Origin of the sequence: Streptomyces sp. NPDC017979 (assembly GCF_044328175.1) — a bacterium.
Lineage (GTDB): Bacteria > Actinomycetota > Actinomycetes > Streptomycetales > Streptomycetaceae > Streptomyces.
The window spans coordinates 126657-151545 of record NZ_JBIRGU010000007.1; the positions used below are offsets into that span (position 1 = coordinate 126657).

The 24889-nt window shown below is 73.5% G+C and carries 22 protein-coding genes and 1 pseudogene; 21 read left to right on the plus strand and 2 right to left on the minus strand.

Annotation, left to right across the window (positions count from 1 at the left end; genetic code table 11):
* Positions 1-197 precede the first annotated feature (197 nt).
* The 5 genes from ACH4E8_RS20010 to ACH4E8_RS20030 are packed head-to-tail and all read left to right on the plus strand — an operon-like array spanning position 198 to position 5907.
* The gene (locus ACH4E8_RS20010; protein ID WP_398449951.1) at positions 198-1247 is read left to right on the plus strand and encodes an iron-siderophore ABC transporter substrate-binding protein; all 1050 of its coding nucleotides are present in this window, start codon (positions 198-200) and stop codon (positions 1245-1247) included.
* The gene (locus ACH4E8_RS20015) at positions 1244-2296 is read left to right on the plus strand and encodes a FecCD family ABC transporter permease (protein WP_398449953.1); all 1053 of its coding nucleotides are present in this window, start codon (positions 1244-1246) and stop codon (positions 2294-2296) included. Before ACH4E8_RS20010 ends, ACH4E8_RS20015 begins: the two co-directional genes overlap by 4 nt.
* On the plus strand, positions 2293-3339 hold the full coding sequence (locus ACH4E8_RS20020) for a FecCD family ABC transporter permease (protein WP_398449955.1): 1047 nt from the start codon (positions 2293-2295) through the stop codon (positions 3337-3339). The genes ACH4E8_RS20015 and ACH4E8_RS20020 overlap by 4 nt, the downstream gene beginning before the upstream one ends.
* A complete protein-coding gene (locus ACH4E8_RS20025; protein WP_398449957.1) occupies positions 3336-4172 on the plus strand; it encodes an ABC transporter ATP-binding protein in 837 nt (278 codons plus the stop codon). The genes ACH4E8_RS20020 and ACH4E8_RS20025 overlap by 4 nt, the downstream gene beginning before the upstream one ends.
* Before the next feature lie 28 nt (positions 4173-4200).
* The gene (locus ACH4E8_RS20030; RefSeq protein ID WP_398449959.1) at positions 4201-5907 is read left to right on the plus strand and encodes a hypothetical protein; all 1707 of its coding nucleotides are present in this window, start codon (positions 4201-4203) and stop codon (positions 5905-5907) included.
* 51 nt (positions 5908-5958) lie between these two features.
* On the opposite strand, the gene ACH4E8_RS20035 is transcribed toward ACH4E8_RS20030, so the two are convergent.
* Complete coding sequence (locus ACH4E8_RS20035) at positions 5959-6429, minus strand: AAA family ATPase (RefSeq protein WP_398450299.1); 471 nt, start codon at positions 6427-6429, stop codon at positions 5959-5961.
* A gap of 39 nt (positions 6430-6468) precedes the next feature.
* Positions 6469-7020 (minus strand): annotated as a pseudogene (locus tag ACH4E8_RS20040) (TetR/AcrR family transcriptional regulator); the annotation flags it as partial.
* A gap of 93 nt (positions 7021-7113) precedes the next feature.
* On the opposite strand from ACH4E8_RS20040, the gene ACH4E8_RS20045 reads away from it, so the two are divergent.
* From ACH4E8_RS20045 to ACH4E8_RS20120, 16 genes are all read left to right on the plus strand, one after another.
* On the plus strand, positions 7114-7245 hold the full coding sequence (locus ACH4E8_RS20045; RefSeq protein ID WP_398449960.1) for a hypothetical protein: 132 nt from the start codon (positions 7114-7116) through the stop codon (positions 7243-7245).
* 152 nt (positions 7246-7397) lie between these two features.
* On the plus strand, positions 7398-9248 hold the full coding sequence (locus tag ACH4E8_RS20050; protein WP_398449962.1) for a phage tail sheath family protein: 1851 nt from the start codon (positions 7398-7400) through the stop codon (positions 9246-9248).
* A 213-nt stretch (positions 9249-9461) separates the two neighbouring features.
* Positions 9462-9983, plus strand: a complete 522-nt coding sequence (locus ACH4E8_RS20055) for a phage tail protein (protein WP_361539540.1) — start codon at positions 9462-9464, stop codon at positions 9981-9983.
* A 5-nt stretch (positions 9984-9988) separates the two neighbouring features.
* Positions 9989-10702 (plus strand): hypothetical protein, encoded by a 714-nt coding sequence (locus tag ACH4E8_RS20060; RefSeq protein ID WP_398449964.1) that lies wholly within the window; start codon positions 9989-9991, stop codon positions 10700-10702.
* Positions 10699-12309, plus strand: a complete 1611-nt coding sequence (locus ACH4E8_RS20065) for a hypothetical protein (protein WP_398449966.1) — start codon at positions 10699-10701, stop codon at positions 12307-12309. The genes ACH4E8_RS20060 and ACH4E8_RS20065 overlap by 4 nt, the downstream gene beginning before the upstream one ends.
* The gene (locus tag ACH4E8_RS20070; RefSeq protein WP_398449968.1) at positions 12306-13508 is read left to right on the plus strand and encodes a DUF4255 domain-containing protein; all 1203 of its coding nucleotides are present in this window, start codon (positions 12306-12308) and stop codon (positions 13506-13508) included. The genes ACH4E8_RS20065 and ACH4E8_RS20070 overlap by 4 nt, the downstream gene beginning before the upstream one ends.
* On the plus strand, positions 13505-13777 hold the full coding sequence (locus ACH4E8_RS20075) for a hypothetical protein (protein WP_398449970.1): 273 nt from the start codon (positions 13505-13507) through the stop codon (positions 13775-13777). The genes ACH4E8_RS20070 and ACH4E8_RS20075 overlap by 4 nt, the downstream gene beginning before the upstream one ends.
* Positions 13774-14409, plus strand: coding sequence for a hypothetical protein (locus ACH4E8_RS20080; RefSeq protein WP_398449972.1), 636 nt, complete (start codon positions 13774-13776; stop codon positions 14407-14409). The genes ACH4E8_RS20075 and ACH4E8_RS20080 overlap by 4 nt, the downstream gene beginning before the upstream one ends.
* A gap of 45 nt (positions 14410-14454) precedes the next feature.
* Positions 14455-14775 (plus strand): LysM domain-containing protein, encoded by a 321-nt coding sequence (locus ACH4E8_RS20085; RefSeq protein ID WP_398449974.1) that lies wholly within the window; start codon positions 14455-14457, stop codon positions 14773-14775.
* Positions 14775-15893, plus strand: coding sequence for a hypothetical protein (locus ACH4E8_RS20090; protein ID WP_398449976.1), 1119 nt, complete (start codon positions 14775-14777; stop codon positions 15891-15893). Before ACH4E8_RS20085 ends, ACH4E8_RS20090 begins: the two co-directional genes overlap by 1 nt.
* Entirely contained in the window at positions 15890-16420 is a 531-nt protein-coding gene (locus ACH4E8_RS20095; RefSeq protein WP_398449978.1) for a phage baseplate assembly protein V, read from the plus strand. The genes ACH4E8_RS20090 and ACH4E8_RS20095 overlap by 4 nt, the downstream gene beginning before the upstream one ends.
* A 7-nt stretch (positions 16421-16427) precedes the next feature.
* Positions 16428-16778 carry a hypothetical protein gene (locus ACH4E8_RS20100; RefSeq protein ID WP_398449980.1) on the plus strand — a complete coding sequence of 117 codons (351 nt, stop codon included), beginning with the start codon at positions 16428-16430 and terminating at the stop codon, positions 16776-16778.
* Between the two features lie 5 nt (positions 16779-16783).
* Positions 16784-17146 (plus strand): GPW/gp25 family protein, encoded by a 363-nt coding sequence (locus ACH4E8_RS20105; protein WP_398449982.1) that lies wholly within the window; start codon positions 16784-16786, stop codon positions 17144-17146.
* Entirely contained in the window at positions 17143-19848 is a 2706-nt protein-coding gene (locus tag ACH4E8_RS20110; RefSeq protein WP_398449984.1) for a putative baseplate assembly protein, read from the plus strand. Before ACH4E8_RS20105 ends, ACH4E8_RS20110 begins: the two co-directional genes overlap by 4 nt.
* On the plus strand, positions 19845-22757 hold the full coding sequence (locus ACH4E8_RS20115) for a putative baseplate assembly protein (protein WP_398449986.1): 2913 nt from the start codon (positions 19845-19847) through the stop codon (positions 22755-22757). Before ACH4E8_RS20110 ends, ACH4E8_RS20115 begins: the two co-directional genes overlap by 4 nt.
* Entirely contained in the window at positions 22754-24871 is a 2118-nt protein-coding gene (locus ACH4E8_RS20120; protein WP_398449988.1) for a hypothetical protein, read from the plus strand. The genes ACH4E8_RS20115 and ACH4E8_RS20120 overlap by 4 nt, the downstream gene beginning before the upstream one ends.
* Positions 24872-24889 lie beyond the last annotated feature (18 nt).

The window sequence follows — 24889 nt, forward strand, 5'->3', positions numbered from 1 at the left end:
AGTCTGTCCGGATCGCTACATCGGCTGTCGCAAAAGGTCGATTGCGACACTGATCCCTCCCCTCTTAGAGTACAAAGGTAAGCCTTACCTAAGCGCTTGCGTCCAGTGCGGTGCACACGCTCCACGACGAATCCCGGGCCCCGGGCGTGCGAGGACCAGCACCCTGCGGCATCCGGATCAGTGGGGGTTCGACCATCATGCGTTCACTTCGTCTGCGGCTGCTCACCGCGGCCGCCGCTCTCATGGCAGTCGCGGCCTGCGGCGGCCCGTCCTCGTCGGAGGGCGACGGCGACAACGGCGGCGACAAGGGGTCGTCGGCTTCGGGCACGTTCCCGATGACCATCAAGCACGCGCTCGGGACGACGACCATCGACGAGAAGCCCGAGCGCGTCGCCGCGGTCAACTGGGCCAACCACGAGGTGCCGCTGGCACTCGGCGTCGTCCCGGTCGGAATGGCCGCCGCGACCTTCGGCGACGACGACGGCGACAAGGTGCTGCCCTGGGTGGAGGAGAAGCTCGGCGAACTCGGCGCGAAGACCCCGGTGCTGTTCGACGAGACCGACGGCATCGACCTCGAGGCCGTCGCCGACACCAAGCCGGACGTCATCCTCGCCTCGTACTCCGGCCTCACCAAGCAGGACTACGCCACCCTCAGCGAGATCGCCCCGGTCGTGGCGTACCCGGACGCCCCGTGGGCGACGCCCTGGCGGGAGATCATCCGCACCAACAGCAAGGCCATCGGGCTGGCCGACAAGGGCGAGAAGCTGATCGGGGACCTGGAGGGGCAGATCCGGCAGACCGTCGCCAAGTACCCGCAACTGAAGGGGAAGTCGGCGATGTTCATGACCCACGTGGACCCCGGTGACGTCAGCCAGATCGGCTTCTACACCGCGCACGACACCCGGACGCTCTTCTTCGAGGACCTGGGCCTGAAGACCCCCACCAGCATCGCCGACGCGTCCAAGGGCACGGACAAGTTCGCCCTCACCCGCAGCGCCGAGCAGATCGACCTCTTCGACGACGTCGACATCGTCACCGGCTACGGCGACGCGGAGGGCAAGCTCGCCAAGGCGCTGCGCGAGGACCCGTTGGTCTCCAAGCTCCCCGCCATCGAGCGCGGCTCCACCTACCTGCTGCCCGGCAGCGCGCCCCTGGCAACGGCGGCCAACCCGACGCCGCTGTCGATCTCATGGGTGCTGGAGGACTACGTCGCCGCCCTCGCCAAGGCCGCGGACAAGGTCGCATGACGACGTCCGTCCAACGGCGCCCCGACGCCGCCGCGGCGTGTGCACCGCGGCGGCGTCCGGTGCGCGTACGCGTCCTCTGGCTCGTCACGGCGCTCCTGGTCCTCACAGCGCTCGCACTCGCCTCCCTCGCCTTCGGCTCCCGAGCCGTCGCCTGGTCCGACGTGTGGGCCGCGCTCCAGGGCGCGGACGGCACCTTGGAACAGGCCGCCGCCAGCAAGCGGATTCCCCGGACGCTGCTCGCAGCACTCGTCGGCGGGGCGCTCGGGCTCGCCGGCGCCGTGATGCAGGGCGTGACGCGCAACCCGCTCGCCGACCCCGGCATCCTCGGCGTCACCATGGGCGCCTCCCTCGCCCTGGTCACCGCCGTCGCGTTCTTCGGCCTCGTGTCGCCCATCGGCTACATCTGGGTGGCCATGGCGGGAGCGGGGCTGTCGGCCGCCTTCGTGTACGGCGTCGCCAGCCTGGGGCGGGGCGGTGCGACGCCGCTCAAGCTCGCGCTCTCCGGGTCGGCGACATCGGCCGCCTTCGTCTCGCTGGTCACCGCCATCACCCTGCCCCGCGGCGACATCGCCGGGAGCCTGCGGCTGTGGCACGTCGGCGGAGTCGGCGGCGCCTCCTTCGAACGCATCGGCCACGTGCTGCCGTTCCTCGCCGTGGGCTTCGCCATCTGCCTGCTGTCCGGCAAGGCGCTGAACTCGCTGGCGCTCGGGGACGAACTCGCGGCGGGGCTCGGCGAACGCGTCGCCGTGATCCGGGGCGTGGCGGCCCTCGGCTCGATCGTGCTGTGCGGCGCCGCCACCGCGGTCACCGGGCCGATCGGCTTCGTCGGACTGGTCGTCCCCCACGCCTGCCGCCTCCTCGTCGGCGTGGACCACCGCTGGCTACTGCCGTTCTCCGCCGTCGTGGGCGCGGCGCTGCTCACCGCCGCGGACGTGGTGGGCCGGCTCGTGGCCCGACCGGCGGAGATCGACGTGGGCATCGTGACGGCCCTCATCGGCGCCCCCTTCTTCGTCTGGATCGTCCGCCGGCAGAAGGTGCGCGCCCTGTGAAGACCAGCACTCCCCCCGCCTCCGTGGTCGTCGTCGCCCGGGGCCGGGCCCGTCGAGCGCTGCGGCGCCGCGCCCTGACGGGGCTGCTCGCCCTGCTCGTGGCGGTCGCGTTCACCGCGTCCCTGATGGTCGGGCACACGTACTACCCGCTGGACGACGTCCTACGGGTCGTCTTCGGCGAGCAGGTCCCCGGCGCGTCGTTCACCGTGGGCCGGCTGCGGCTGCCGCGGGCCGTGCTCGCCGTGGTGGCCGGCTTCAGCTTCGGGCTCGCCGGCGTCACCTTCCAGACCATGCTGCGCAACCCGCTCGCCAGTCCCGACGTCATCGGCATCTCCGCCGGCGCGAGCGCGGCCGCGGCGATCGCGATCGTCACGCTCTCCCTGGGCGCGACCGAGGTGTCCGTCGTCGCGATCGTCGCCGCACTCGCCGTGGCGCTGCTCATCTACGCCCTGGCGTTCAAGGACGGCGTCGTCGGCACCCGGCTCATCCTGATCGGCATCGGCATCGCCGCGATGCTCGACGGCGTCGTCGCCTACGTGCTCTCGCAGGCAGCGCAATGGGACCTCCAGGAGGCCATGCGCTGGCTGACCGGCAGCCTCAACGGCGCCGGTTGGGAGCAGACGGCGCCCGCCGCCGCGGCGCTCGCGCTCCTCGGACCCGTACTGCTGTCGCAGTCCCGGAACCTGACGACGCTGCAACTGGGGGACGACGCCGCGGCCGCCCTCGGCACCCGGGTGGAGCGCACCCGCATCACCGCAGTCGTCGCGGCGGTCGGGCTCATCGCCTTCGCCACGGCCGCCGCCGGGCCCGTCGCGTTCGTCGCCTTCCTCGCCGGGCCCATCGCGGCGCGGCTCACCGGCGCGGGCGGTCCGCTGCTGGTGCCCGCCGGACTCGTCGGCGCCCTGCTCGTCCTGGTCGCCGATCTGACCGGCCAGTACGCCTTCGACACCCGGCTGCCGGTCGGCGTCGTCACCGGCGTGCTCGGCGCGCCCTACCTCGTGTACCTCATCATCCGCACCAACCGGGCGGGAAGCTCCCTGTGACCACATCCCACTCCCTCGCCGCCGAAGGTCTGACCCTCGGCTACGGCGACCGCACCGTCATCGACTCCCTGGACCTCTGCGTGCCGCCCGGTCTCATGACCGCGATCGTCGGCGCCAACGCCTGCGGCAAGTCGACACTGCTGCGCGCCATGTCCCGGCTCCTCGCTCCGCGCGGGGGACGCGTCGTCCTGGACGGCAGGGAGGTGCACCGCACCCCCGCGAAGGAACTCGCCCGCACGCTGGGGCTGCTGCCCCAGACCCCGATCGCGCCGGACGGCATCACCGTGACGGATCTCGTCAGCCGCGGACGCCATCCGCACCAGCGGATATTCTCCCGCTGGAACTCCGAAGACGACGCGGCCGTCGCAGCGGCCCTGACCGCCACCGACACCCTCGACCTCGCCGACCGCGACGTCGACGAGCTCTCCGGCGGCCAGCGCCAACGCGTGTGGATCGCGATGGCACTGGCCCAACAGACCGACGTCCTCCTCCTCGACGAGCCCACGACCTTCCTCGACGCCAACCACCAGATCGAAGTACTGGACCTGCTCACCGACCTCAATCAGACCAGGGGCACCACGATCGTCATGGTCCTGCACGACCTCAACCTCGCCGCGCGGTACGCCGACCACCTCATCGCGCTCACGCCCGGGCGCCCGCACGCGAGCGGCACGCCGCAGGAGGTCCTCACCCGGGAGCGCGTGCGTGCGGTGTTCGGCCTGGACTGCCGGGTCATCGAGGACCCCGTCTCGGGCCGGCCCCTCATACTCCCCATCGGACGCCACCGCATCAAACCGGCCGCCACCACACCGTCGACGCCCGACCGGGCGTAGGCGCGGCGCACGAACCACAGAGGTACGCATGGACGAACAGTCAAAGGACGCGGCAGCCGCCGGCGCCTACTTCGACCTCGGCACCCACACCCGCCCGGTGACCACCTCGTCCCCCGAGGCCCAGCTCTGGTTCGACCGCGGCCTGGTGTGGACGTACGCCTTCCACCACGAGGAGGCCGCCCGCTGCTTCGAGCGGGCCGCGGCGGCGGACCCCGACTGCGCCATGGCGCACTGGGGCCTGGCCTACGCGCTCGGCCCCAACTACAACAAGCCCTGGGAGTCCTTCGACGCGCACGACCTCACCCGTACCGTCGAGCGCACCCACGCCGCGGTCGAGCGGGCGCACGAGAAGGCCGCCGGGGCCACGGACGTCGAGCGGGCGCTGATCGGTGCGCTGCGCGCCCGCTATCCGCAGGCGGCCCCCGTCGAGGACTGTTCGGTGTGGAACGAGCCGTACGCCGAGAGCATGCGGGCCGCCCACGAGTGCGACCCCGACGACCTCGACGTGGCGACCCTGTACGCGGACGCGCTGATGAACCTCACGCCCTGGCAGTTGTGGGACCTGCGCACCGGCGAGCCCGCCGAAGGAGCGCGTACGGTGGCGGCCAAGGCGGTGCTCGACCGGGCGCTCGCCACGGCCGACGGGCGCAGGCACCCCGGCGTGCTGCACCTGTACGTCCACCTGATGGAGATGTCCCCGCAGCCGGAGAGCGCGCTGCCCGTCGCGGACCGACTGCGCGGGCTGGTGCCCGACGCCGGGCACCTCGCGCACATGCCCTCGCACCTGGAAGTGCTGTGCGGGGACTACCGGCGGGTGGTGTCCGACAACGACTCCGCGATCGCCGTCGACGCGAAGGCAGTCGCCCACGGCGGTGCGATGAACTTCTACACCCTGTACCGCTGCCACAACATCCACTTCAAGATCTACGGTGCGATGTTCCTCGGGCAGCGCGAAGTGGCGCTGGAGGCGGCGGAGCAGTTGGAGGCGTCGATCCCGGAGGAGCTGCTGCGGGTCCAGAGCCCGCCCATGGCCGACTGGCTGGAGTCGTTCCTCGCCATGCGCGTGCACGTGCTGATCCGGTTCGGGCGCTGGGCCGACATCCTTGAGCTGCCGCTGCCCAAGGACGGGGAGCTGTACAGCACGACCACGGCGATGCGGCACTACGCGCGGGGCGTCGCCCTCTCCGCGACCGGCCGGGTCGCCGAGGCCGAGGCGGAGCGCGAGCTGTTCCGCGAGGCGGTGGGCCGGGTGCAGGAGACCCGCATGCTCTTCAACAACACCTGCCGCAGCATCCTCGCCATCGCCGCGGCCATGCTCGACGGCGAACTGGAGTACCGCAAGGGCGCCTTCGACGCCGCGTTCGCCGCGCTGGAGCGGTCGATCGCACTGGACGACACCTTGCCCTACGACGAGCCCTGGGGCTGGATGCAGCCGACGCGGCACGCTTACGGCGCGCTACTGCTGGAACAGGGGCGGGTCGCGGAGGCGGCGGCGGTCTACCGCGCCGACCTCGGGCTCGACGACACCCTGCCGCGGGCCCGTCAGCATCCGGGCAACGTGTGGTCCCTGCACGGCTTCCACGAGTGCCTGGTGCGGCTCGGGCGCACCGCGGAGGCCGGCATCGTCGCGCAGCAGTTGAAGCTGGCGACGGCCGTGGCGGACGTGCCGATCGAGGCGTCCTGCTTCTGCCGGACCACGACGGCCGCCGGTGCGGGCGGCGCCACCTGCTGCTGAGTGCGGGCGGGGGCGGCGCGGCCCGGCTGACGGGCCGCAGCTCGGGTGCGGTCAGCCGCGCCGCTTCGCCGGCGGCGGGTCGAAGAGGCTGAGCTCGACCTCGTCGGGCGCTTGGAAGAGCTGCGCGTACTCCTTCAGCAACGCACGGCCGACGGGGGCGGTTCCCGGCCCGCCCTTCTTGCCGCGGGCTTCGAGGCGGCGGCACAGTTCGTCGAACGGCACGGCGAGGTAGTGCAGTTCGACGGGGACGCCGAGTGCACGGGCCGCCGCGCGCTTCTCGTCCCGCTCGGCACGTCCCCAGAAGCCGTACTCCAGGATCGCGCTCCGGCCGCGCTCCAGCAGTTCCTGCGCGTGCTCCCACAGCCGCTGCTCCAGCCGGTCGCGCGCGGGCTCGTCGAACAGGTCGACGCCGAGGTCGGCCAGCCATTCGTCCGGGCACAGGCGCACCGCCGGGACCTCGTTCGCCAGGCGCTTGGCCAGCGTCGTCTTCCCCGAGCCGGGCAGGCCGCACAGCAAGATCAACCTGGGGCCGTCCGCTTCGCCGGCTCCGCCTGCCGGGCCGGGGCGGTCGAGGAGGAAGTCCGCCGCCCGCGCGAGGACCTGGGGGCGGGTGAGCTCGCCGTGGTCGGCGGCCAGGAAGTGGGCGCCGATCGCCGCGCAGAAGGCGAGCAGCCCGCGGGCCTCGACCTCTTCGGCGTCGGCGCAGAAGGTGCCGATCATCGTGCGCAGCAGTCCCATGCGGCGGTTGTCGACGCGGCGCAGGCGGACCGCGACGGCCTCGTCGTGCCGGGCCCATGCGCGGATCGCGAGGTCGACGGGGAGCAGCCGGTCTTCGGTGAAGGTGAGCGCGCCCGCGCGGTGGATCTTGGTCTTGGGGTCTCCGCCCTCCGCTTCCACGCGGTCGATCACTTCGTGGGTGCTCTCCTGCTCCCAGGTGTCGAGCATCGCTTCCAACAGGGCATTGCGGTCGGCGAAGTACCCGTAGAAGCCGCCCTTCGTGACGCCGAGCCGCTTGGCGAGCGCTTCGACGCGGACGGCGTCGGGGCCTGCGGCGGCCAGCGCCCGCAGGCCCTCCTCGATCCAGCTCTCGCGCGGTGTCTGTGGCGCACGCACTCGGTTCCCACCTCACTCACACCGACTATACGGCGGCGTATACATAGGCTAGCGCCCTTCTATACGCCACCGTACAGAAAATCGGAGGGCACCATGCCTCTTCTCCGTCGTAAGCCTGGCCGCAGCGAGCTGGCGCCGGGCGCGCTGCGCGACGTCGAAGCGCGCGTCCTGGCGCCCCCGCGCACCGAACGCGACGGGACGGCGGGGGCGATTGACCCCACGTGAGCACGGCTCTGAGCCGCCCCGACGACCTTCCTGCCCTGCCCTCGGGTGATCCCGTAATCCCAACGACGCACCCGCCCTGCGCCCGGAGTGCCGGATCCGGTGACGTCCGCTTATCGTGAGCGCGATCGTGTGCAGCGTCGGAAGGAACCGGCATGCCGGTAAACGTCACCTACCCGGGCGTCTATGTCGACGAGGTCAAGAGCTCCGTCAGGACGATCACGGGTGTTCCCACTTCAGTGGCAGCGTTCGTCGGTTACGCACCGCGTGGCCCGGTCGACCGGCCGGTGCACATCACGGGCTGGGGCGACTACGCAGCGGTGTTCGGCGGACTGCGGACGAACTGCCCGCTGAGCTACGCCGTTTACCAGTTCTATCTGAACGGCGGCAGCGAGGCCGAGATCGTCAGGGTGGTCAATGACGGCGAGGTCGTCGTCCGACTGCCCCTCAGCACGAGAACGGATCCGGCAGCCAGGGCAGCCCCCCAGCCGCCTCCCGCGCCCGCGGCGGGCGAGGAGGGCGGGGACGCGGCCGGCGACGCCGGGGCCCAGGACGCCGGCGGCGAGCCGAAGAAGAAGGTGGCCGCCGCACACGAGTCCGGCGGTGCCGCCAAGAAGTCCGCGGCCTCCGCTTCGGCGGCAACCACCGTCTCGGGCCCGGCCTTGCTGGCCGCCGCACCCGGGCGGTGGGCGCTCAACCTGCGGGCCCGCGTCGACTACGACACCTCCGAGGGGGACGTTCCGGACGCGCAGCGCAAGCTGTTCAACCTCACCGTCCGCGACGTGGAGACCGGCGCGGAGGAGCGCTACCTCAACGTCAGCGTGGAGGGCGGCAGCCCGCGCAGCCTCGACCACCTGTTGGCCGTCTCGCAACTCGTGCGCGCCGTGCCGAACGCTCCGCTCCGCTCGGTGCCGCAGGCGAACACGGACCCCAAGGAGGGCGCGGACCCCTTCACGTACCAGCCCGAGGGCAAGGACGTGCCGCAGCCGTCCTACTGCTACGCGCCGGACGACGTCAAGGGCGGTCAGGCCGGCGGGGACGAGCGTCCGCAGGAGCTGGCTCCGTACCTGGGCGACGCGGCGACGAAGTCCGGCCTGTACCAGCTGCTGAAGACGGACATCTTCAACATCCTGTGCCTGCCCGACAGCGACTGGCTCGACGCGCAGTTGCAGGCCGGCGGCAAGGACGTGAAGCCCCTGCGGGACGCGGCGCTGGACCTCTGCGTGCAGCGGCGGGCCGTCCTGCTCGTCGACCCGCCCGCGTCCTGGTCCGCCGTGCCGTCGGGCAGTGACGACAACACCGGCGCCCTGGACAACGTCCTGGCCCGACTGCCGGACCTGGCGATGGGCGACCCCGGCAAGAACGCCGCGGTGTACTACCCCCGGCTGCTCGCTCCGGACCCCCTGCTCGACGGCGCCCTGAGGCCCTTCCCGCCGTGCGGGGTGATGGCCGGTGTGCTCGCCCGCACCGACGTCCAGCGCGGGGTGTGGAAGGCGCCGGCCGGCACGGACGCCTCGCTCAGCGGCGTCAGCGAGCTGGAGGTGCCGCTGACCGATCCGGAGATCGGCCGGCTCAACCCGGTCGGCGTCAACTGTCTGCGCCGGCTGCCCGCCGCGGGCCCGGTGGCCTGGGGGGCGCGCACGATGAACGGAGCCGACCGGCTCGCCAGCGAGTGGAAGTACCTACCGGTGCGGCGGCTGGCACTGTTCATCGAGGAGAGCCTGTTCCGGGGCACCCAGTGGGTGGTGTTCGAGCCGAACGACGAGCCCCTGTGGGCCTCGATCCGGCTGAACATCGGGGCCTTCATGAACTCCCTCTTCCGAGCGGGCGCCTTCCAGGGGCGGACCCCCCAGGACGCGTACCTCGTGAAGTGCGACAAGGACACCAACCCGCAGAACGACATCGACCGCGGCATCGTCAACATCCAGGTGGGCTTCGCCCCGCTCAAGCCCGCCGAGTTCGTGGTCGTGCACATCCAACAGCTCGCCGGCCAGATCCAGGTCTAAGGGCTGTCCCGTAGTCCCCGGCGGGCGCGCGACGACAGCCACAGCACCTCGCCGCGTTGTCGGATCGCCCGGATACGCACGGTACGAGGACGACCCTCCGCCTTGCGATGCACCGCATCTGACGCCGCGGGCCCGCCGGGGATCACGCGACAGCCCTTAGATCGACACCTAGACCGAGGTCCAAGTCCAAGTCCAGATCCAGGAGGACGACCGATGCCCGAAGTCAAGCGTCGGGACCCGTTCAAGAACTTCCGCTTCCGAGTGAAGTTCAGCGGACAGACCGACTACATCGCGGGGATCAGCAGGGTCACCGGGCTCAAGCGCACCACCGAGGTCATCCGGCACCGCGACGGCGGCGACCCGGGCACCAGCCGCAAGCTCCCCGGCCGCACCGAGTACGAGGCGATCACCCTAGAACGCGGCTGCACCGTCGACACCACCTTCGAGGAGTGGGCCAACCGGGTCTGGAGCCTCAAGAACTCGTCGGGCGGGCTGGAGACCTCCCTGAAGGACTTCCGGCGCGACCTCATCATCGACGTCTTCGACGAGGGCGGACAGCAGGTGCTGTCGTACTCGGTGCACGAGTGCTGGGTGTCGGAGTACCAGGGCCTGCCCGAACTCGACGCCGGGTCCAACGCCGTGGCGTTCGAGCACATCAAGGTGGAGCACCACGGTTGGGTGCGGGAGCACACCAACGCGCCGCAGGAGCCGCAGTTCACCGACACCGCGGGGTGAGCGGAGTGCCGTGGCAGCTGACGGAGTCGAACGTCCTCCACCTGTGGGAGAGCGGGCTCGCCGGGCCTTCGGCGGCGCGTTCGCTCCGCCTCGCCTCGATGGCGGCGCCGAGCCCGCGCAGCGTTGCGGACCTCCCCCTGAGCGCCCTCAACTCCCTGCTGCTGGAGCTGCGTCGGGACGCCTTCGGCGCCGCTCTGCCGTGCACGGCGGACTGCCCCGGGTGCGGCGAGAGCCTCGACGTCACCGTGGCGTCGGACGAGTTGCTGCCCGCCGGGGGCGGGACCGCCGTGGTCGCCACGGCCACCGTGGTGTCGTACGGCAGGACGGTCACGTACCGCGCGCTGACCGGCCGCGACGTCCGCGCCGTCGACCCCGCCTCGCCCCGTGCCCGCCAGGCGCTGCTGCGGCGCAGCGTCCTGAGCGTGGATCCGCCCACCGACGAACTGCCCGACGAGGTCCTTGAGGACGTCGCCCGGCACCTCGCCGACCTCGACCCCGGGGCGGATTCCGTCCTCACCTTGGTCTGCCCGCAGTGCGAGCACCGTTGGGACGCCGCGCTGGACCTCGCCGAACACCTGTGGACCGACGTCTGCGGCTATGCGCACCGCCTCCTGCACGACGTGCACGCCCTCGCCCGGGCCTTCGGCTGGACGGAGGCCGACGTGCTCGCGATCAGCCCGGCGCGGCGGCGGTTCTACCTGGAGGCGAGCACCGGATGAACGACTTCGTGGACCGTCTCCTCAAGGCGCCGGGGCCGAGGTTGAGGCCGCTCGCGCCGAACGTGTTCGACCCGGGGGCCCCGCGTCTACCGAGAGGCGATCGGGAGCCGTTCGCGTACGAACCCGAGGCTGAGGAGGCCGAGGAGGCCGAGGAGGCGGTGCGGGCGCCGGCGCTGCGGTCCGGAGCGCGCACCGCGCGGCCGGTGGAGGAGGGCGTCGTCGCGGCCGGGCGGGTGGCGTACGACGTCGCTCCGGTCGACGGGGCGGGCTCGGTCGGGAACGGGGACAAGAACGGGGACGGGGTGGTCCTCGCGGAAACGGTCCGCGTGGCAGCCCGGTGGATCACCGAGGCCGGCGATCGGGTACGTCCCAACGGTGGGGACACCGGGGGAAGCCCACGTCCGTACCAAGGCGCCTCCGCCGACGCCATCGAGGCCATCGAGTCGGTCGAGGCCGTCGAGGCCACGTCCGCCGTCGCCGCCGAGGCTTCGCACGTCGTCGGTCGCGGAACGACATCGACCGTCGGCGCTGACACCGCTCCCACCGATGCCGAGAGCGCGCCGACGGTCGGCGGCCCCGAGAAGAGCCGTCAGAGGGGGCGCGGGAAGGGCCGGCGGAAGGACGGACGACCGGCCGGGGCGAGCCCTCGGCCCGACGCGTCGCCGCAGCCGACCGCCCATGCCGCGTCACCGGCAGCGACCGGCCGCGTCGATCGCCGTGAAGAGCGCGCCGGAGCACCGTCCGCAGCGGACGCGCAGGAAATGGCCAGTGCGCGGGAACCGCAGCCCTCCGCGGACGGTCCCGCCGTCGACAGCCGCATCCCGTTGCCGCCGGCCGAGCCGGTCTCGGGGCAGCGGCTCACGGCCGCCGTGCGCTCCGCCGACGTCGGGGAGCACGAAGTGCCGGGCGCAGCCCGCGGGGCGCAGGCCCGAAACGGCGTCCGGGCCCCCAGCCGGAACCCTTCGGCCGATGCGCCACCCGTACGTCCTCACGACGGCCCACGGCGTCCCGCTGACGTCGGGCTGGGCGCCGTGGCCCCGACGGCGCAGGAACGACAGGGAACCTTCCCGGCAGGTCTCCCGCGCGTCCCGGCGAAGGCCGACGGAGTGTCCGAGGACCCCAGGGGCGGCCCCGGCGCCCCGGTCAGGCGGCAGCCCGGAAGCCACCGCGAAGACCACGGCGGTCCTGTCCGGCGGTCCGCCGCGGCTCCTCCCCCGGCACCACCTGATGCCGCACACGCCCGCCCGGTCCACATCGACGGTACGCACGTCGACTTGGTGTACGCCGAGGCTGAGGGCGTCACCGCCCCGCCGCCACTCTCACCAGCGCATGGTGCACAGCGCCTCCCGTCGCCTCCTGCCGTCGACCCGTCACAGCCCCCGCCGCCCGCGGCCGACGCCGCTCCGACGCCCTACGCCCGCGCCTCGCAGCCTGCGACGCGCCGTGCGGCGGAGCCCCCGCCGCCGGCGGCGCCCGTCGTCCGCGTCACCATCGACCACCTGGTCGTCCGCACCGCTCCGCCCCGGGACGTCGACCAGGAGCCCGCCGCGCACCACGTACCCCTGTTGGACCTGGAGGAGTACCTCCGGACCAGGAGGCGGGCGTGAGTGACGCCCTGGCGCTGGCCGCCGTGACCGAGACCCTGCGGGTCGTGCTGGACACCGCCGTGCAGAAGGTCGCGCCCGGCGCCAAGGTGATGGCGCGTCATCCCGAGTACGTCACTCCCACTGCCGCGCAGGCCAAGAAGGGCGTGCTCAACCTCTTCCTCCACCGGACGGCTGTCGACCCCGCCTGGCGGAACTCCGATCCCGACGGTGCGCGCCCGGGCGAGAGCCGGCACCCCGCGCTGCCGCTCGTCCTGCACTACCTGTTCACCGCGCACGCTCCGCCCGGAGAGGACTCCACCGTCGCCGAACGACTGCTCGGTGCCGCGATGGCGGCGCTGCACGAGCGGCCGGAGCTGCACGCCGACGACATCAAGGGCGCCGCCGGCTTCAGCGATCTGCACCTCCAGCAGGAGCCGGTGAAGGTCACCCCGTCGATGACGACGGCCGACGAGTGGTGCCGGCTGTGGTCGGCCCTCGGCGGGTACCGGCTGTCCGTCGGGTACGAGGCGCGCGTGGTGCTGATCGACGCGATCGCGCCCGGGCGGGCGCCCCTGCCGGTGCTGCGGCGCGGACCGGCCGACACCGGGCCCTCGGCGCTGCCCACCCCGGCGGGCTGGCCGGTGCTGCGGGCCGTGTTGCCGTCGGTCGCCGTGCCCGGTTCCGACATCGTGGTCAGCGGCAGCGGTTTCGACGGGGGCACGCCGAGCCTGCGGCTGACGCACCCCTTGCTCGGCGGTCCCGTCGTGCTGCCGGTGACCACGATGTCGGAACCGGGCACGGCGACCTCGTTGCGGGCCACCCTCGACGAGGCACTCGGAGCGGGGCAGTGGTCGGCCGTCGTCGTCCTCGCCACGCCCGACGGCGGTGAACGGACGACCGCGCCGGGCCGCTTCCTCATCGCCCCGCGCATCACCAGCGCCCTGCCGATGACCGCCGCGCGGAACAAGAGCGGGGTGGCGGTGCTGGACGTGGAGTGCGTGCCCGCCGTGCACCCGGGGCAGCGGGTCGAGTTGCTCGTGGCGGACCGGCCCGTGCCCGCGGAGCCGTTCGCGCAGGTGACCGGCAGGCTGCGGTTCCGGTTGCCCGCGGGTTCGCCGGGGCGCTACCTCCTGCGGTTGCGCGTCGACGGGGTGGACAGCCCGTCGATCGCCGCGGACGCGGGTCGGTTCGACCCCGACGCGGCGGTGGTGATCACATGACGACGGGACCACGGGTTGAGCTGCGCATCCGCCGGCTGGTGTGGGAGGCGGCCAACCCACCTGCGCGCGCCGGGCTGCGCGCCGCCGTCGAGGCCGAACTCGCCGTGCTGCTCGGCGGCTGCCCCACCGTCGACCGGGCCGTACCGGCGGACCCCGCCGTCGCCGCGCACGCGCGCCGCATCGCGCGCGCCGTCCACGAGGCGCTACGGGCCGGGCCGCCGCCGTCCCCCGGGGCGGCCCCGGCGCAGGCAGGGGCGCCGGCGCCATGACCAGTCCCGTCCCGCGCCGCGGCGGCTTCGTCTTCCTCGACCCCGAGCAGGGTCGGGTCCTGCGCGTGATGCCGTTCCAGTACAACCCCGACGGCATCGTCCGCACCGTCCAGCCGCGCGGCAGCAGTGGCGGTGACCGGCTGGAGGCCCTCAGGTTGCAGGGGCCGGCGCGCGAGACGTTCCGGATCGAGGTGGAGTTCGACGCCGTGGACCAGTTGGCCTCGAAGTCCGTGCCCGCGCCGCCCGCGGGGTCGGGCCTCTTCGCGACGCTCGCCGCGCTGGAGAGCGCCGTCACCCCCACGAGTGCGCAGCTGACCCGGCAGAACGACCTGGCCGGTCAGGGGATCTTGGAGATCGCCCCGGTTCAGTCGCCGCTGTCCGTCCTGGTGCTCGGGCAGCACCGGGTCCTGCCGGTGCGGATACAGGACATGGACGTCACTGAGGAGGCGTACGACGGGGAGCTGAACCCCGTCCGGGCCCGGGTGACGCTGACGGTGCGGATCCTCACCGTCGACGACGTCGGGTTCAGCCACAAGGCTGGCGGCCTGTACTTGCAGTACCAGCAGGACCGGGAGCGTCTCGCGGCAACGGTCACGTACGGCCCGGGAACCATCGGCTACTCCGGCGGCTGAGCCGCCCGCGTGCCGTGCACCCACCACCAGGCGCAGGAGGTCGACTTGTTCGAGCCCAGCAGCAGGTACCACGCGGTCCCCACGGCGACACGCACCCTCGCGGACGGCCGGACCGTCACGTATCTGCGCCGTCGTTTCCTGCCTCAGCCCGACGAGCTGACGGCCGTCGGCGAGCACGTGGTCACGGCCGGCGAACGGCTCGACCACATCGCGGCCCGGCGGTACGGCGACCCGGAGCAATCGTGGCGGATCGCGGACGCCAACCGCGCGGTGCGGCCGGACGACTTGACGGCGGTGCCCGGCCGGCGGCTGCGGATCGCGCTGCCCGCGGAGGCGTCCGCGGCCGGCGGGGAGCGGACCCGCTGATGGCGGACGGCCCGCAGTTGATGCTGCTCCTCGGTGACACCGTGCCGGCGCCGGCCCCGGCGGCGTTCCTCGACGCCCTGCACGGGGTGCGGATCACGTCCACCAGCGGGGCCACGAGTGGCTTCCAGCTGACGTTCTCGCTGGCCGCGGGAGCGCCGCTGGCCCGGGCGGTCGGACCGGGCGGAGCGCTGTACGCGAAGAAACGGGTCGTGGTCGCCGTCGTCTTCGTGGGCCGGTGCCATGTGCTGGTGGACGGGGTGATCACGCACCAGGAGGTGCACGCTGCGCGCGCCCCGGGTGCGTCGTTCCTCGTCGTCACCGGTGAGGACCTGTCGCTGCTGATGGATCTGCGGCACGTGCGGCGCGCGTTCCCGGGGCTCGCGCCGCACCTGCGGGCGACGGTGATCTGTGCCGCGTACGCGCAGTACGGCATCGTGCCGCAGGCCGTGGCACCGGTGCTGACGGACCAGCCGAATCCACTGGTCGACGTTCCGGTGCAGGCGGCGACCGACCTCGCCTATCTGCGGGCAACGGCCGCGGACGTCGGGCACGTCTTCCATCTCGTGCCGGGGCCCAGTCCGGGGGTGAGCACCGCGTACTGGGGCCCGCAGCGTCGCGAGGGGGCCCTCCAGCCCGCTTTGACGACCGGGTGCGGCGCCGCGGACAACGTGACGGAGTTGACGTTCTCCTTCGACGGCCTGGCCACCGCCCGCTACGGCACGTACCGGTTCGAGCCTCCGTCGTCGACCGCGTCCGAGGTGGTCGCGCCCGAGCCCACGGTGCTGCGCGGCCCCTTGGCCGCGAGCCCGGCCCAGGCGCTGTGCGAGCGTGCGCTCACCGGGCAGACGGGCCGCTCACCGAACCGGACCCTGTTGGCCGGGCTCGGCCGGGAGGTCGCCGCGGACGCCGTCACCGGGCGCGGGAGCGTCGACGTGCTGCGCTACGGGCACGTCCTCGCCCCTCACTCCCTGGTGGGCGTGCGCGGGGCGGGAGCGGCGTACGACGGGCGCTATCTGGTGGCCGCGGTCACCCACGACCTGACCCCGGACTCGTTCAAGCAGCACTTCACGCTGGTCCGCGAGGGACTCGGCGCCGACACCCAGGTGGTGACCGCATGACAGCAACGCACGTGCACGGATGGCACGGCCTGTACGAGGGCGTCGTGGTCTCCGCGGCCGACCCGACCGGGGTCGGCCGGCTCCAGGTGCGCGTTCCGGAGGTTCTCGGCAACGATGCGCAGGTGTGGGCGGCCCCGCTCACGCCGCTAGCGGGGACGGACTGCGGCATGTACGTGGTGCCGCCGCAGGACTCCGGCGTGTGGGTCCGGTTCCTCGACGGGGACCCCGAGCGGGCCGTGTGCGTCGGGTTCCGGCGGCGCGGGTCGGGCGACGTGCCGCCGGTGGCACGCCCTGCGGATCCGGACGTGCCGCAGATCGTGCTGGCCACACCGTCCGGCCACGCCCTGATCATCAATGACACGCCCGGTGCGCAGGGCGGCATCAAGCTGCAACTGAGCAACGGAAGGGGGCCGTTCATCGAGATCACGCAGAAGTCGATCGAGATCTCCTGCGGCCCCGGGCTCGCCACGATCAGACTGGAGGATCGCATGGCCACCGTCAACGAAGACGCCCTGAGGGTGCAGTGAGGACGCGATGCCCGGACTCCTCCTCCACTTCGGCGCCTCCATGATGTGCGCCCATCCCCCCGGCCTGGTGACCGTTCCCACGCCGGTGCAGCAGCGTGTCCTGGTCGGCGCCAACCCGGTGCTCACCAGCGCCGACACCTTCCTGGTGGCGGGGTGCAGCTTCCCGGCCGCCTCGGCCGGGGCGCCGCCGTGCACCGGCGTCGACTGGTTGCAGACCTCCACGCGGGTGTTCGTCGGCGGTCTGCCGGTGCTGCTCCAGCCGGCCCCCACCGGCACGGCGCCGGCGATGGGCATGGGCACTCCGTCGCCCAACCCGCCGTTGGTGCTGGCCGTCCAGCCACGCGTGCAGGGGATGTGAGCGCGATGGACGTCGCCTTCCCGTACCGCGTCGACGCCCGTGGCCGCACGGCGACGACCCCGCACGCCGATCACGTGCGGGACATGGTCGAACTGGTCCTCTTCACCAGCCCGGGAGAGCGGGTGAACCGGCCCGACTTCGGCTGCGGCCTGCTGGACCTGGTGTTCGCCGGGAACAGCCCCGAACTCGCCGCGACCTTGGAGATGACGGCCCGGGCCGCCCTCCAGCGGTGGCTGGGCGACCTGCTCACCGTGGAGTCGCTCACCGTGTCCGCCGACGAGGCGACGCTGCACGTGCGGGTGGCGTACGCCCTCAACGCCACCGGGGAGAGCCACACCCTCACCGTGAGCGGAGTCAGCGGCTCATGACGGTGACGGAGCAGCGTCGAAGGGGTCCCGCCCGCATCGAAGGGGTGCGGGCGCACCCGGACCGGCGCACCCTGACCGTCACCTTCGTCGGTGAGCTGCCGCAGGTCGTGGACCGTACGCGGTTCGTGATCGAAGGCGGACAGCAGGTCGTCGGGGTCCGGGTCCTGCGGGTCGTGCGCGAGCGCGGAGAGCACGCCGCGGACGGCGCGCCGACACAGCGGTTCGTCTTGTTCCTGGACCGTCCGGGAGACGACTCCACCTATCGGCTGTGCGTCCTGGGCGCCGGATTCCACGGTGCGTACGACAAGGCCGACTTCACCTTCGCCCCCGCCGCCGGCCGTCCGGAGGTCGCGTCCGCGGCGCCCCGGCCGCCGGCTCCCGCGACTGCGGTCGTCGACTACCTGGCCAAGGACTACGCCAGTTTCCGCCGGCTGATCCTGGAGCGGCTGTCCCTCACCCTTCCGCGTTGGAACGAGCACCACGCCCCCGACCTCTGGATCACCCTGGTGGAGTTGTTCGCCCACGTCGGTGACCGGCTCAGCTATCAACAGGACGCCGTCGCCACGGAGGCGTACCTGGACACCGCCCGGCTGCGCACCTCGGTGCGGCGGCACGCGCGGCTGGTCGGCTATCCGATGCACGACGGCTGCGCGGCGCGCACCGTGGTGTGCGTGGAGACGTCCGTGCTCTGCGAGGTGCAGACGGACGACGTGGCGTTCGTCGCGCTGCCGCACGACCCGCTCGGGCCGGACGGCGGCCCGGTGCTGCCCGTGGGCGCGCTGGCCCCGGGGGCGCAGACGGCCTACCGGCCCTTGGAGCGGCGGACGGTGCGGCTGCGGCCGGAACACAACGGCATCCCGCTGTGGGGGTGGGGTCAAGACCCCTTTCCGCTGCCCGTCGGCACCACCCGCGCCGCGCTCCTCGACGAGGACCGCAGCCTGCTCCTCGCACCCGGTGACCTCCTCGTCCTGGAGGAGCAGCACGGTGCCGGCGGCGCGCCCGACCCCGGCCACCGGCAGGCGGTGCGACTGACCCGCGTCGTGCGCGACCACGACGCCGAAACCCGCACCCCGGTGGTGAAGGTCGCCTGGGCCGAGGAGGACGCACTCGCCTTCCCGCTGTGGGTGCGCAATCCGCCCGGTCCCGACGGTCGGCCGGGCTCCACCGTGGTGGCCCGCGGCAACGCCCTCCTGGTAGAGCACGGCTTGGAGGGCTCCTGGCTGCCGGACGGCGACAGGAGCGAGAGCATCACGGTGCCCCGGACGGCCCGCGCCTTCACCACGACGCTGCGCGGCTCCCCCGTCACCTGGTCACCGCCCCACCCCCGCCCGACCGACCTGGCAGCCGCGCAGGCACAGCACCTCATCGGTTTCGCCACCCGCGCCCGCGACCTGCTACGCGACCTCTACCAGGGGCCGGATACGCTCACCGAGGAGGACCGCGAGCTGCTGTTGTCGCTCTTCGGCACAGTGGGCCTCGACCAACTCGACGAACTCGGCGGACCCACCCGCCTCTACGCCCGCTTCGACGACGTCTTCGCCCCCCAGCTCCGCCGACTGAACGTCCTGGCCCGCCGCGCCGCCGGCGGGAGCGTGCTCACGCCCGCCGACGTCGGCTGGGAGATCCAGCGCACCTGGGGTGCGGGCGCGGCGGCGGAACTCCACCCCGACAACCCCGCCTTGCACGGTCCGGTGAGCACGGCCCTGCGCCCCGACGCCCGCGAAGCGCTCCCCGTCCTGGATCTGGTGGAGACGGACGACGAGACGGCCCGGTGGGCTCCGCGCCGGACGTTGTTGGAGAGCGGTCCGCGCGATCGGCACGTGGTGTGCGAGAGCGACGACGGAGGCGTGCTCACCCTGCGCTTCGGCGACGACCGCTACGGGCGGGCGCCGTGCCCGGACTCGTCGCTGCGCGCCGACTACCGGGTGGGCAACGGGCGCGCCGGAAACGCGGGCAGCGAGGCGGTCAACCGCGTCGTGCACCGCGACGGGGCCCTGGACGGCGCGGTCATCCGGGTGCGCAACCCGGTGCCGGCGACCGGCGGCACCGATCCGGAGCCGGTGGCCGAGGTGCGGCTGGCCGCGCCCCGGGCCCCCTTCCGCACGCTGTTGCGCGCGGTCACCGCCGACGACTACGCCGTACTCGCGCAGGCGCTGCCCGGGGTGCAGCGGGCCGCTGCCGCGCTTCGCTGGAACGGCAGTTGGTACGAGGTGGACGTGGCTGTCGACCCGGAGGGCAGTGCGGTGCCGTCGCCGGAGCTGCTGAGGGACGTACGCGCCGCGCTGCGCCCGTACCGTCGCATCGGCCACGAGGTCGTCACCCATCCCGCGCAGTCGGTGCCGCTGGACGTGGCCGTGTACGTCCTGGTCGATCCGCACCACGTCACCGAGCACGTCCGCGATGCGCTCCAGCAGCGCTTCTTGCCGGGGGACGGCGGGTTCTTCGACCCGGCGGCGCTCACCTTCGGCACTCCTGTGCGCACCAGTGCGCTGGTCGCCGCCTGCATGGCGGTGCCCGGCGTGCGGCACGCCGAGGTGACGCGGCTGCGCAGGCTCCACGCGGGCGGGCCGGGCGCCGACGACAGCGACGTGCCGCCCTCCGGTGAGCTGCGCATGCGCCCGCTGGAGGTCCCGCGGCTCGACGGCGACGTCACCCGCCCGGAGAACGGTCAGCTTGTGCTGCGGTTGAGGGGTGGTCGATGAGCGAACCGGAGTCGTACGCGACACCCGTGTGGAACCGTCCCGGGCTGCCCGCACTGGCCTATCGCGCCGGTACGCACCAGCAGTTCCTGGACATGATGCTGGCCCGGCTGTCCCAGCTGGACGCCGGGCGGCTGGCCGCGCTGACGACGCGGGAGCCCGACGACCCCGCGATCGCGCTGTTCGACGCCTGGGCCGTGGTCGGCGACGTGTTGACCTTCTATCAGGAGCGGATCGCCAACGAGGGGTTCCTGCGTACCGCGACCGAGCACGAGTCCCTGCTCCGGCTGGGACGCCTGGTGGGTCATCGACCGCGTCCGGCGCTGGCGGCCTCCGTCCATCTGGCGTACGCCCTGGACCCCGGTGCCTCGTGTGTCGTTCCGGCCGGCTCGCAGGTGCGCAGCGAGCCGGAGCCCGGTGGGCTGCCGTTGGTCTTCGAGACCGTCAAGGACCTCACCGCGCGTGCCGAGTGGAACCGGCTGCCGGTGCGCACCACCGGTCCGGCCGGGCTCCCGGCCGACCTCGCCGTGCACACCCCGTCCGTCACCGTCGACGGGGTCGCCCCGACCCTGCGCCCGGGCGACCGGCTGCTGTTCAGCTATCCCGACGCCCGGCTGAACCTGACGCGGGTGGTGGGCGGCACGGAACCGGACCCGGCGGGGGCGCGCACGCTCGTACGGCTGCGGGTGCCGGATGCGACGCGGCAGTTGGACGGTGCGGTGGAGGCGTTGCAGGAGGACATGGAGGAGGCGGCCCGGCGGGCCCACTCGCGCGGCCCCTTCGAGGAACTGCTGAGTTTGGTGCGCGGCCTGCGGGGCCGTGTCGAGGACCTGCGCGACCCGGACACGCTCACGCCGCTGCTCGACCGCGGTCTGCACCGGCTACGGGAGCGCCTGGCCGAACTCGGCGGCGGGGCGGCCACGGACGCGCTGGCCGATCGGGCCGCGGTCCGACTCGCGACCGTCCAGCACGCCGTGCGCCGGCTGGTCGAGAGCCCCGCCGGCGAGGAGGCACCGGCCGTCGCCCCCGTCCCCGAGACCGTGACCCGTCCGGAGGTCCAGCGCTTTCGGGTCACCGCGGCCCCGCTGGGCGCCTCCGTCCCGGACGACGAGCGGGTGCGGCGGCTGTTGCGCGCTGCCGTGCGGCCGCGGTCGGACGGGACCGCTCCGCTGGCTGCGGACGTCCTGCTACTCGACGCGGTGCACGAGCAGATCGAGCCGGGCAGTTGGCTCGCGGTGCGGGTGGTGGGCCGCCCGCGCGTCCGGGTCGTCCGGGTCGTCGACGTGGACCAGTTGTCGGTGGCGAACGACGTCGACGGGGTACGGGTGACGCGGCTGCGGCTGGCGGGGCCGTGGACCGAGGACTGCGACGACGTGGCCACCCGACGCGCCACCACCGTGTGGGCCGCGGGCGAGCCGATCGCCCTCGCCGCACCGCCCGACCTCACCGATGTGACGGGCGAGGCGCTCCTGTTGGACGGCGTGTTCGACGGCCTCGCCCCCGGACGGCTGCTGATCGTCGCCGGGGAGCGTACGGATGTCGCCGAGGGAGCCGTTTCGGGCGGCGCGGCGGGCTGTGAACTCGCGGTCCTCGGGGGCCTGCGTCAAGGCGGCGGGGGCACGACGCTGTCGCTGGCCGCGCCGCTCGCGCACCGCTACCGCCGGTCCACGGTCGTCGTGTACGGCAACGTCGTCGCGGCGACCGCTGGCGAGACCGTGGACGAGGTCCTCGGCAGCGGCGACTCGGGCCGGGCGGGACAGGTCCTGCCGCTGCGACAGGGCCCATTGGTGTGGTTGCCGTCGGCCACGGTCGACGGCGGTGAGGAGGCGCTGACCGTACGGGTCGACGGCGTGGCGTGGCAGCGCACCCCCGACCTGGGCGACGCCGGCCCGGCCGCCCAGGCGTTCCAGTTGCGCCCGGGTCCGGACGGCAGGGCGTCCGTGGAGTTCGGCGACGGCGTGCGCGGCGCCCGACTGCCGTCGGGGATCGAGAACGTCACCGCGCGCTACCGCGTCGGCGGCGGCGGGCGCGCCGGGAACGTGGCGGCCGGGCGGATCAGCCAGGTGGTGAGCCGGCCGCCGGGCGTCAGCCGGGTCAGCAATCCGCTGCCCGCGACGGGCGGGGCCGATGCGGACGGCCCCGATCAGCTGCGGCGGTCCATCTCCCTGCGGCTGGCCGCGTTCGACCGCCTGGTGTCGGTGCGCGACTACGAATCCTTCACGCTGGCCTTCGCCGGCGTCGACAAGGCGGCGGCCCTCCGCTGTCTGGACGGCGGGCACCAGGTCCTGCACGTCACCCTCGCCGCGGCCGACGACGCCCCGCTGAACGCCACCTCCGCACTGCTCGGCGGGTTGCGTGCGGCGCTGCGGCGCTACGGCGACCCCGCGCTGCCGGTGCGGGTGGAGCCCTGCGAACGGGTCCGGTTGGTGGTGGTGCTCGGCGTCCGCACAACCCCCGGCCACCTGCCGGAGCAGGTCGAACGCCGGGTCCGTGCGGCGCTGCTCGCCCGGCTGGGGTTCGCCGGGGCGCAGTTGGCGCAGCCCGTGTACCTCAGTGCCGTCATCGCCGCCGCGCACACGGTGACCGGTGTCGACTTCGTACGGGTGGACGCCTTCGACGGCGTTCGGGAGGACGCCGACCCGGACGAGGTTGCACGCATCGTGGCACGTACCTCCGTCGTCTCCTGCGTACCTGCCCTGCCGGCCGGGCCGCGGGCGGGGCGACAGCCCGCACCGCCGGCGCCGGCTCCCGGAGGCAGCGCGGATCACGCCCCGACCGTCGTCCTCGCCGGCCGCCGCGGCGCGCCGGATCGGCCCCGGCGACAGCCCCCGCGACTCGTGCTGCGCCCCGCCCAACTCGTGCTACTCGACCCGGCCGTACCCGGGACGCTGATCCTGCGGAGGATTCCATGACCCCGGACGAGTTGTACGCGCTGCTGCCCGCCGTGCACCGCAGGCGCGACGCGGAGCAGGGCGGTCCACTGCGCGCGCTGCTGGCGATCGTCGCCGAGCAGGTGACGGCGGTTCAGGAGGACATCGAGCGGCTGTACGACAACTGGTTCATCGAGACCTGCGACGACTCGGTCGTGCCCTATCTGGGGGACCTCGTCAGGTACGAGACGCTCCCCCACATCGCCGCGGCCCTGTCCGACGACACGTCGCGCGCCACCGGGCTGCCGGCCGCCGCAGTGCCGCGCCGGGACGTCGCCGACACGGTCGTGCACCGGCGCCGCAAAGGATCCCTGGCGCTGTTGGAGGACCTGGCGTCCGGTGTGACCGGGTGGCCGGCGCGGGTCGTCGAGTACCACCGGCTGCTCTGCCTCACCCAGCCGGTGCGGCGCTACTCCACCGACGGCGGGGACGCCCGTCGCAGGGCGGCCCGCGGCGGACTCGTGGACGTGCGCCGCGCCGGACCCCTGGCCGAGTTCGGCGGACCCTTCGACGACTTCGCCCGCACCGTGGAGGTGCCGCGCGCCGGCTCGATCCACCGCGCCGGCAGGTACGGCGTCCACTCCGTCGGGCTGCACCTGTGGCGGCTGCGAGCCCAGTCCGTGACCCGGGCCCCCGCCCACTGCCTGGACCGCGACCGGGCCTGCTACACCTTCGACGCCCTCGCCGTCGACACCCACCTGTACACCTCCCCCGTGCCCGAGCCCTCCAGCGGTCACGTCGCGGACGCGACGAACGTGCCGCAGCCCATCGGCCGCAGGGCACTGGCCGAGCGGTTGTACGACTTCTACGGGCCGGGCCGGAGCCTGTGCGTGTGGACCGGTCCGGACGTCGAGGCCGACGTGGTGCCGCCGGACCGGATCGTCGCCGCCGACCTGTCCGACTGGAACGCCGGCCGCGCGCCGGGGCGGGTCCTGATCGATCCGGTGCTCGGCCGGCTCGTGCTGCCGGCGGGCACGGCGTCCACCGGCGGCGTCCGGGTGACGTACCACCACGCGTTCTCCGGTGACCTCGGCGGCGGCGAGTACCCGCGCCCCGAGCCCCCGCCGCCCGCCGGCGCGGAGCGCTACCGGGTGGGGCCAGACGAGCCCCACCAGAGCATCGCAGACGCGCTCGACCGTTGGCGCGCGGGCAAGCGCGCGCACCCCGAGAAGGCGGCGGCGATCGTGGAGATCACCGCCAACGAGGTGTACGACGACCTCACCGAGGTCCTCCTCGACCCCGGCGACCACCTCGTCCTGCGCGCCGCGGACGGGGTGCGGCCCGTCGTGCGGCTGTCCGGGCGGCGCGGCGAGGACCGTCAGCGCGCCCTGACCATCACGGGCAGCGGCGCCCCGACCGCGCAGATCGTCCTTGACGGACTGTTGGTGTCCGGCGGCGCCGTGCGGGTGCGGGGCGGAGTGGCCCGTCTCGTCGTCCGGCACTGCACGTTCGTACCGGGCTGGTTGCTGGTGGCCGGCGACACGCCGCTGGCGCCGGACGCGCCCGGGCTGGACATCGCCGACAGCCCGGTGCACACGGAGATCCAGCACAGCATCGTCGGCGCGCTCCGCGTCGACGGGGGCCCGGACAACCGGGTCGAGATCTGCGACAGCGTCGTGGACGCCACCCGGCGCGACGCGACGGCGATCGGCGGTCCGGGCGAGGGGCCCGCCGGCGTCGTCCTCACCGCGCGTCGCACCACCGTACTCGGTGCGGTGCACGCCCGCGCGGTGGACCTGGTGGAGGACTGTCTGCTGGACGGCGAGGTGTACGTCCGACGGCGGGACGAGGGGTCCCTCCGGTTCTGTTGGCTGCCCCCGCACTCGCGCACCCCGTCCCGGTTCCACTGCGAGCCCGAGCACAGCGGCGACGCCGAGCGGGTGGTGGTGCGCTTCGCCGCCACCCGGTACGGCTCGCCGGACTACGCACGGCTCGCCGACGGCTGCGCCAGGCAGATCCGGCGCGGCGCCGCCCACGGCTGCGAGCCGGGCGCCTTCCACGACCTCTTCGAGCCGCAGCGCGAGGACAACCTCCGCACCCGGCTCCAGGAGTACACCCCCGCCGGCTGTGACGCGGGGCTCTTCTTCGTCACGTGAACCCGACCGCACCGCGCC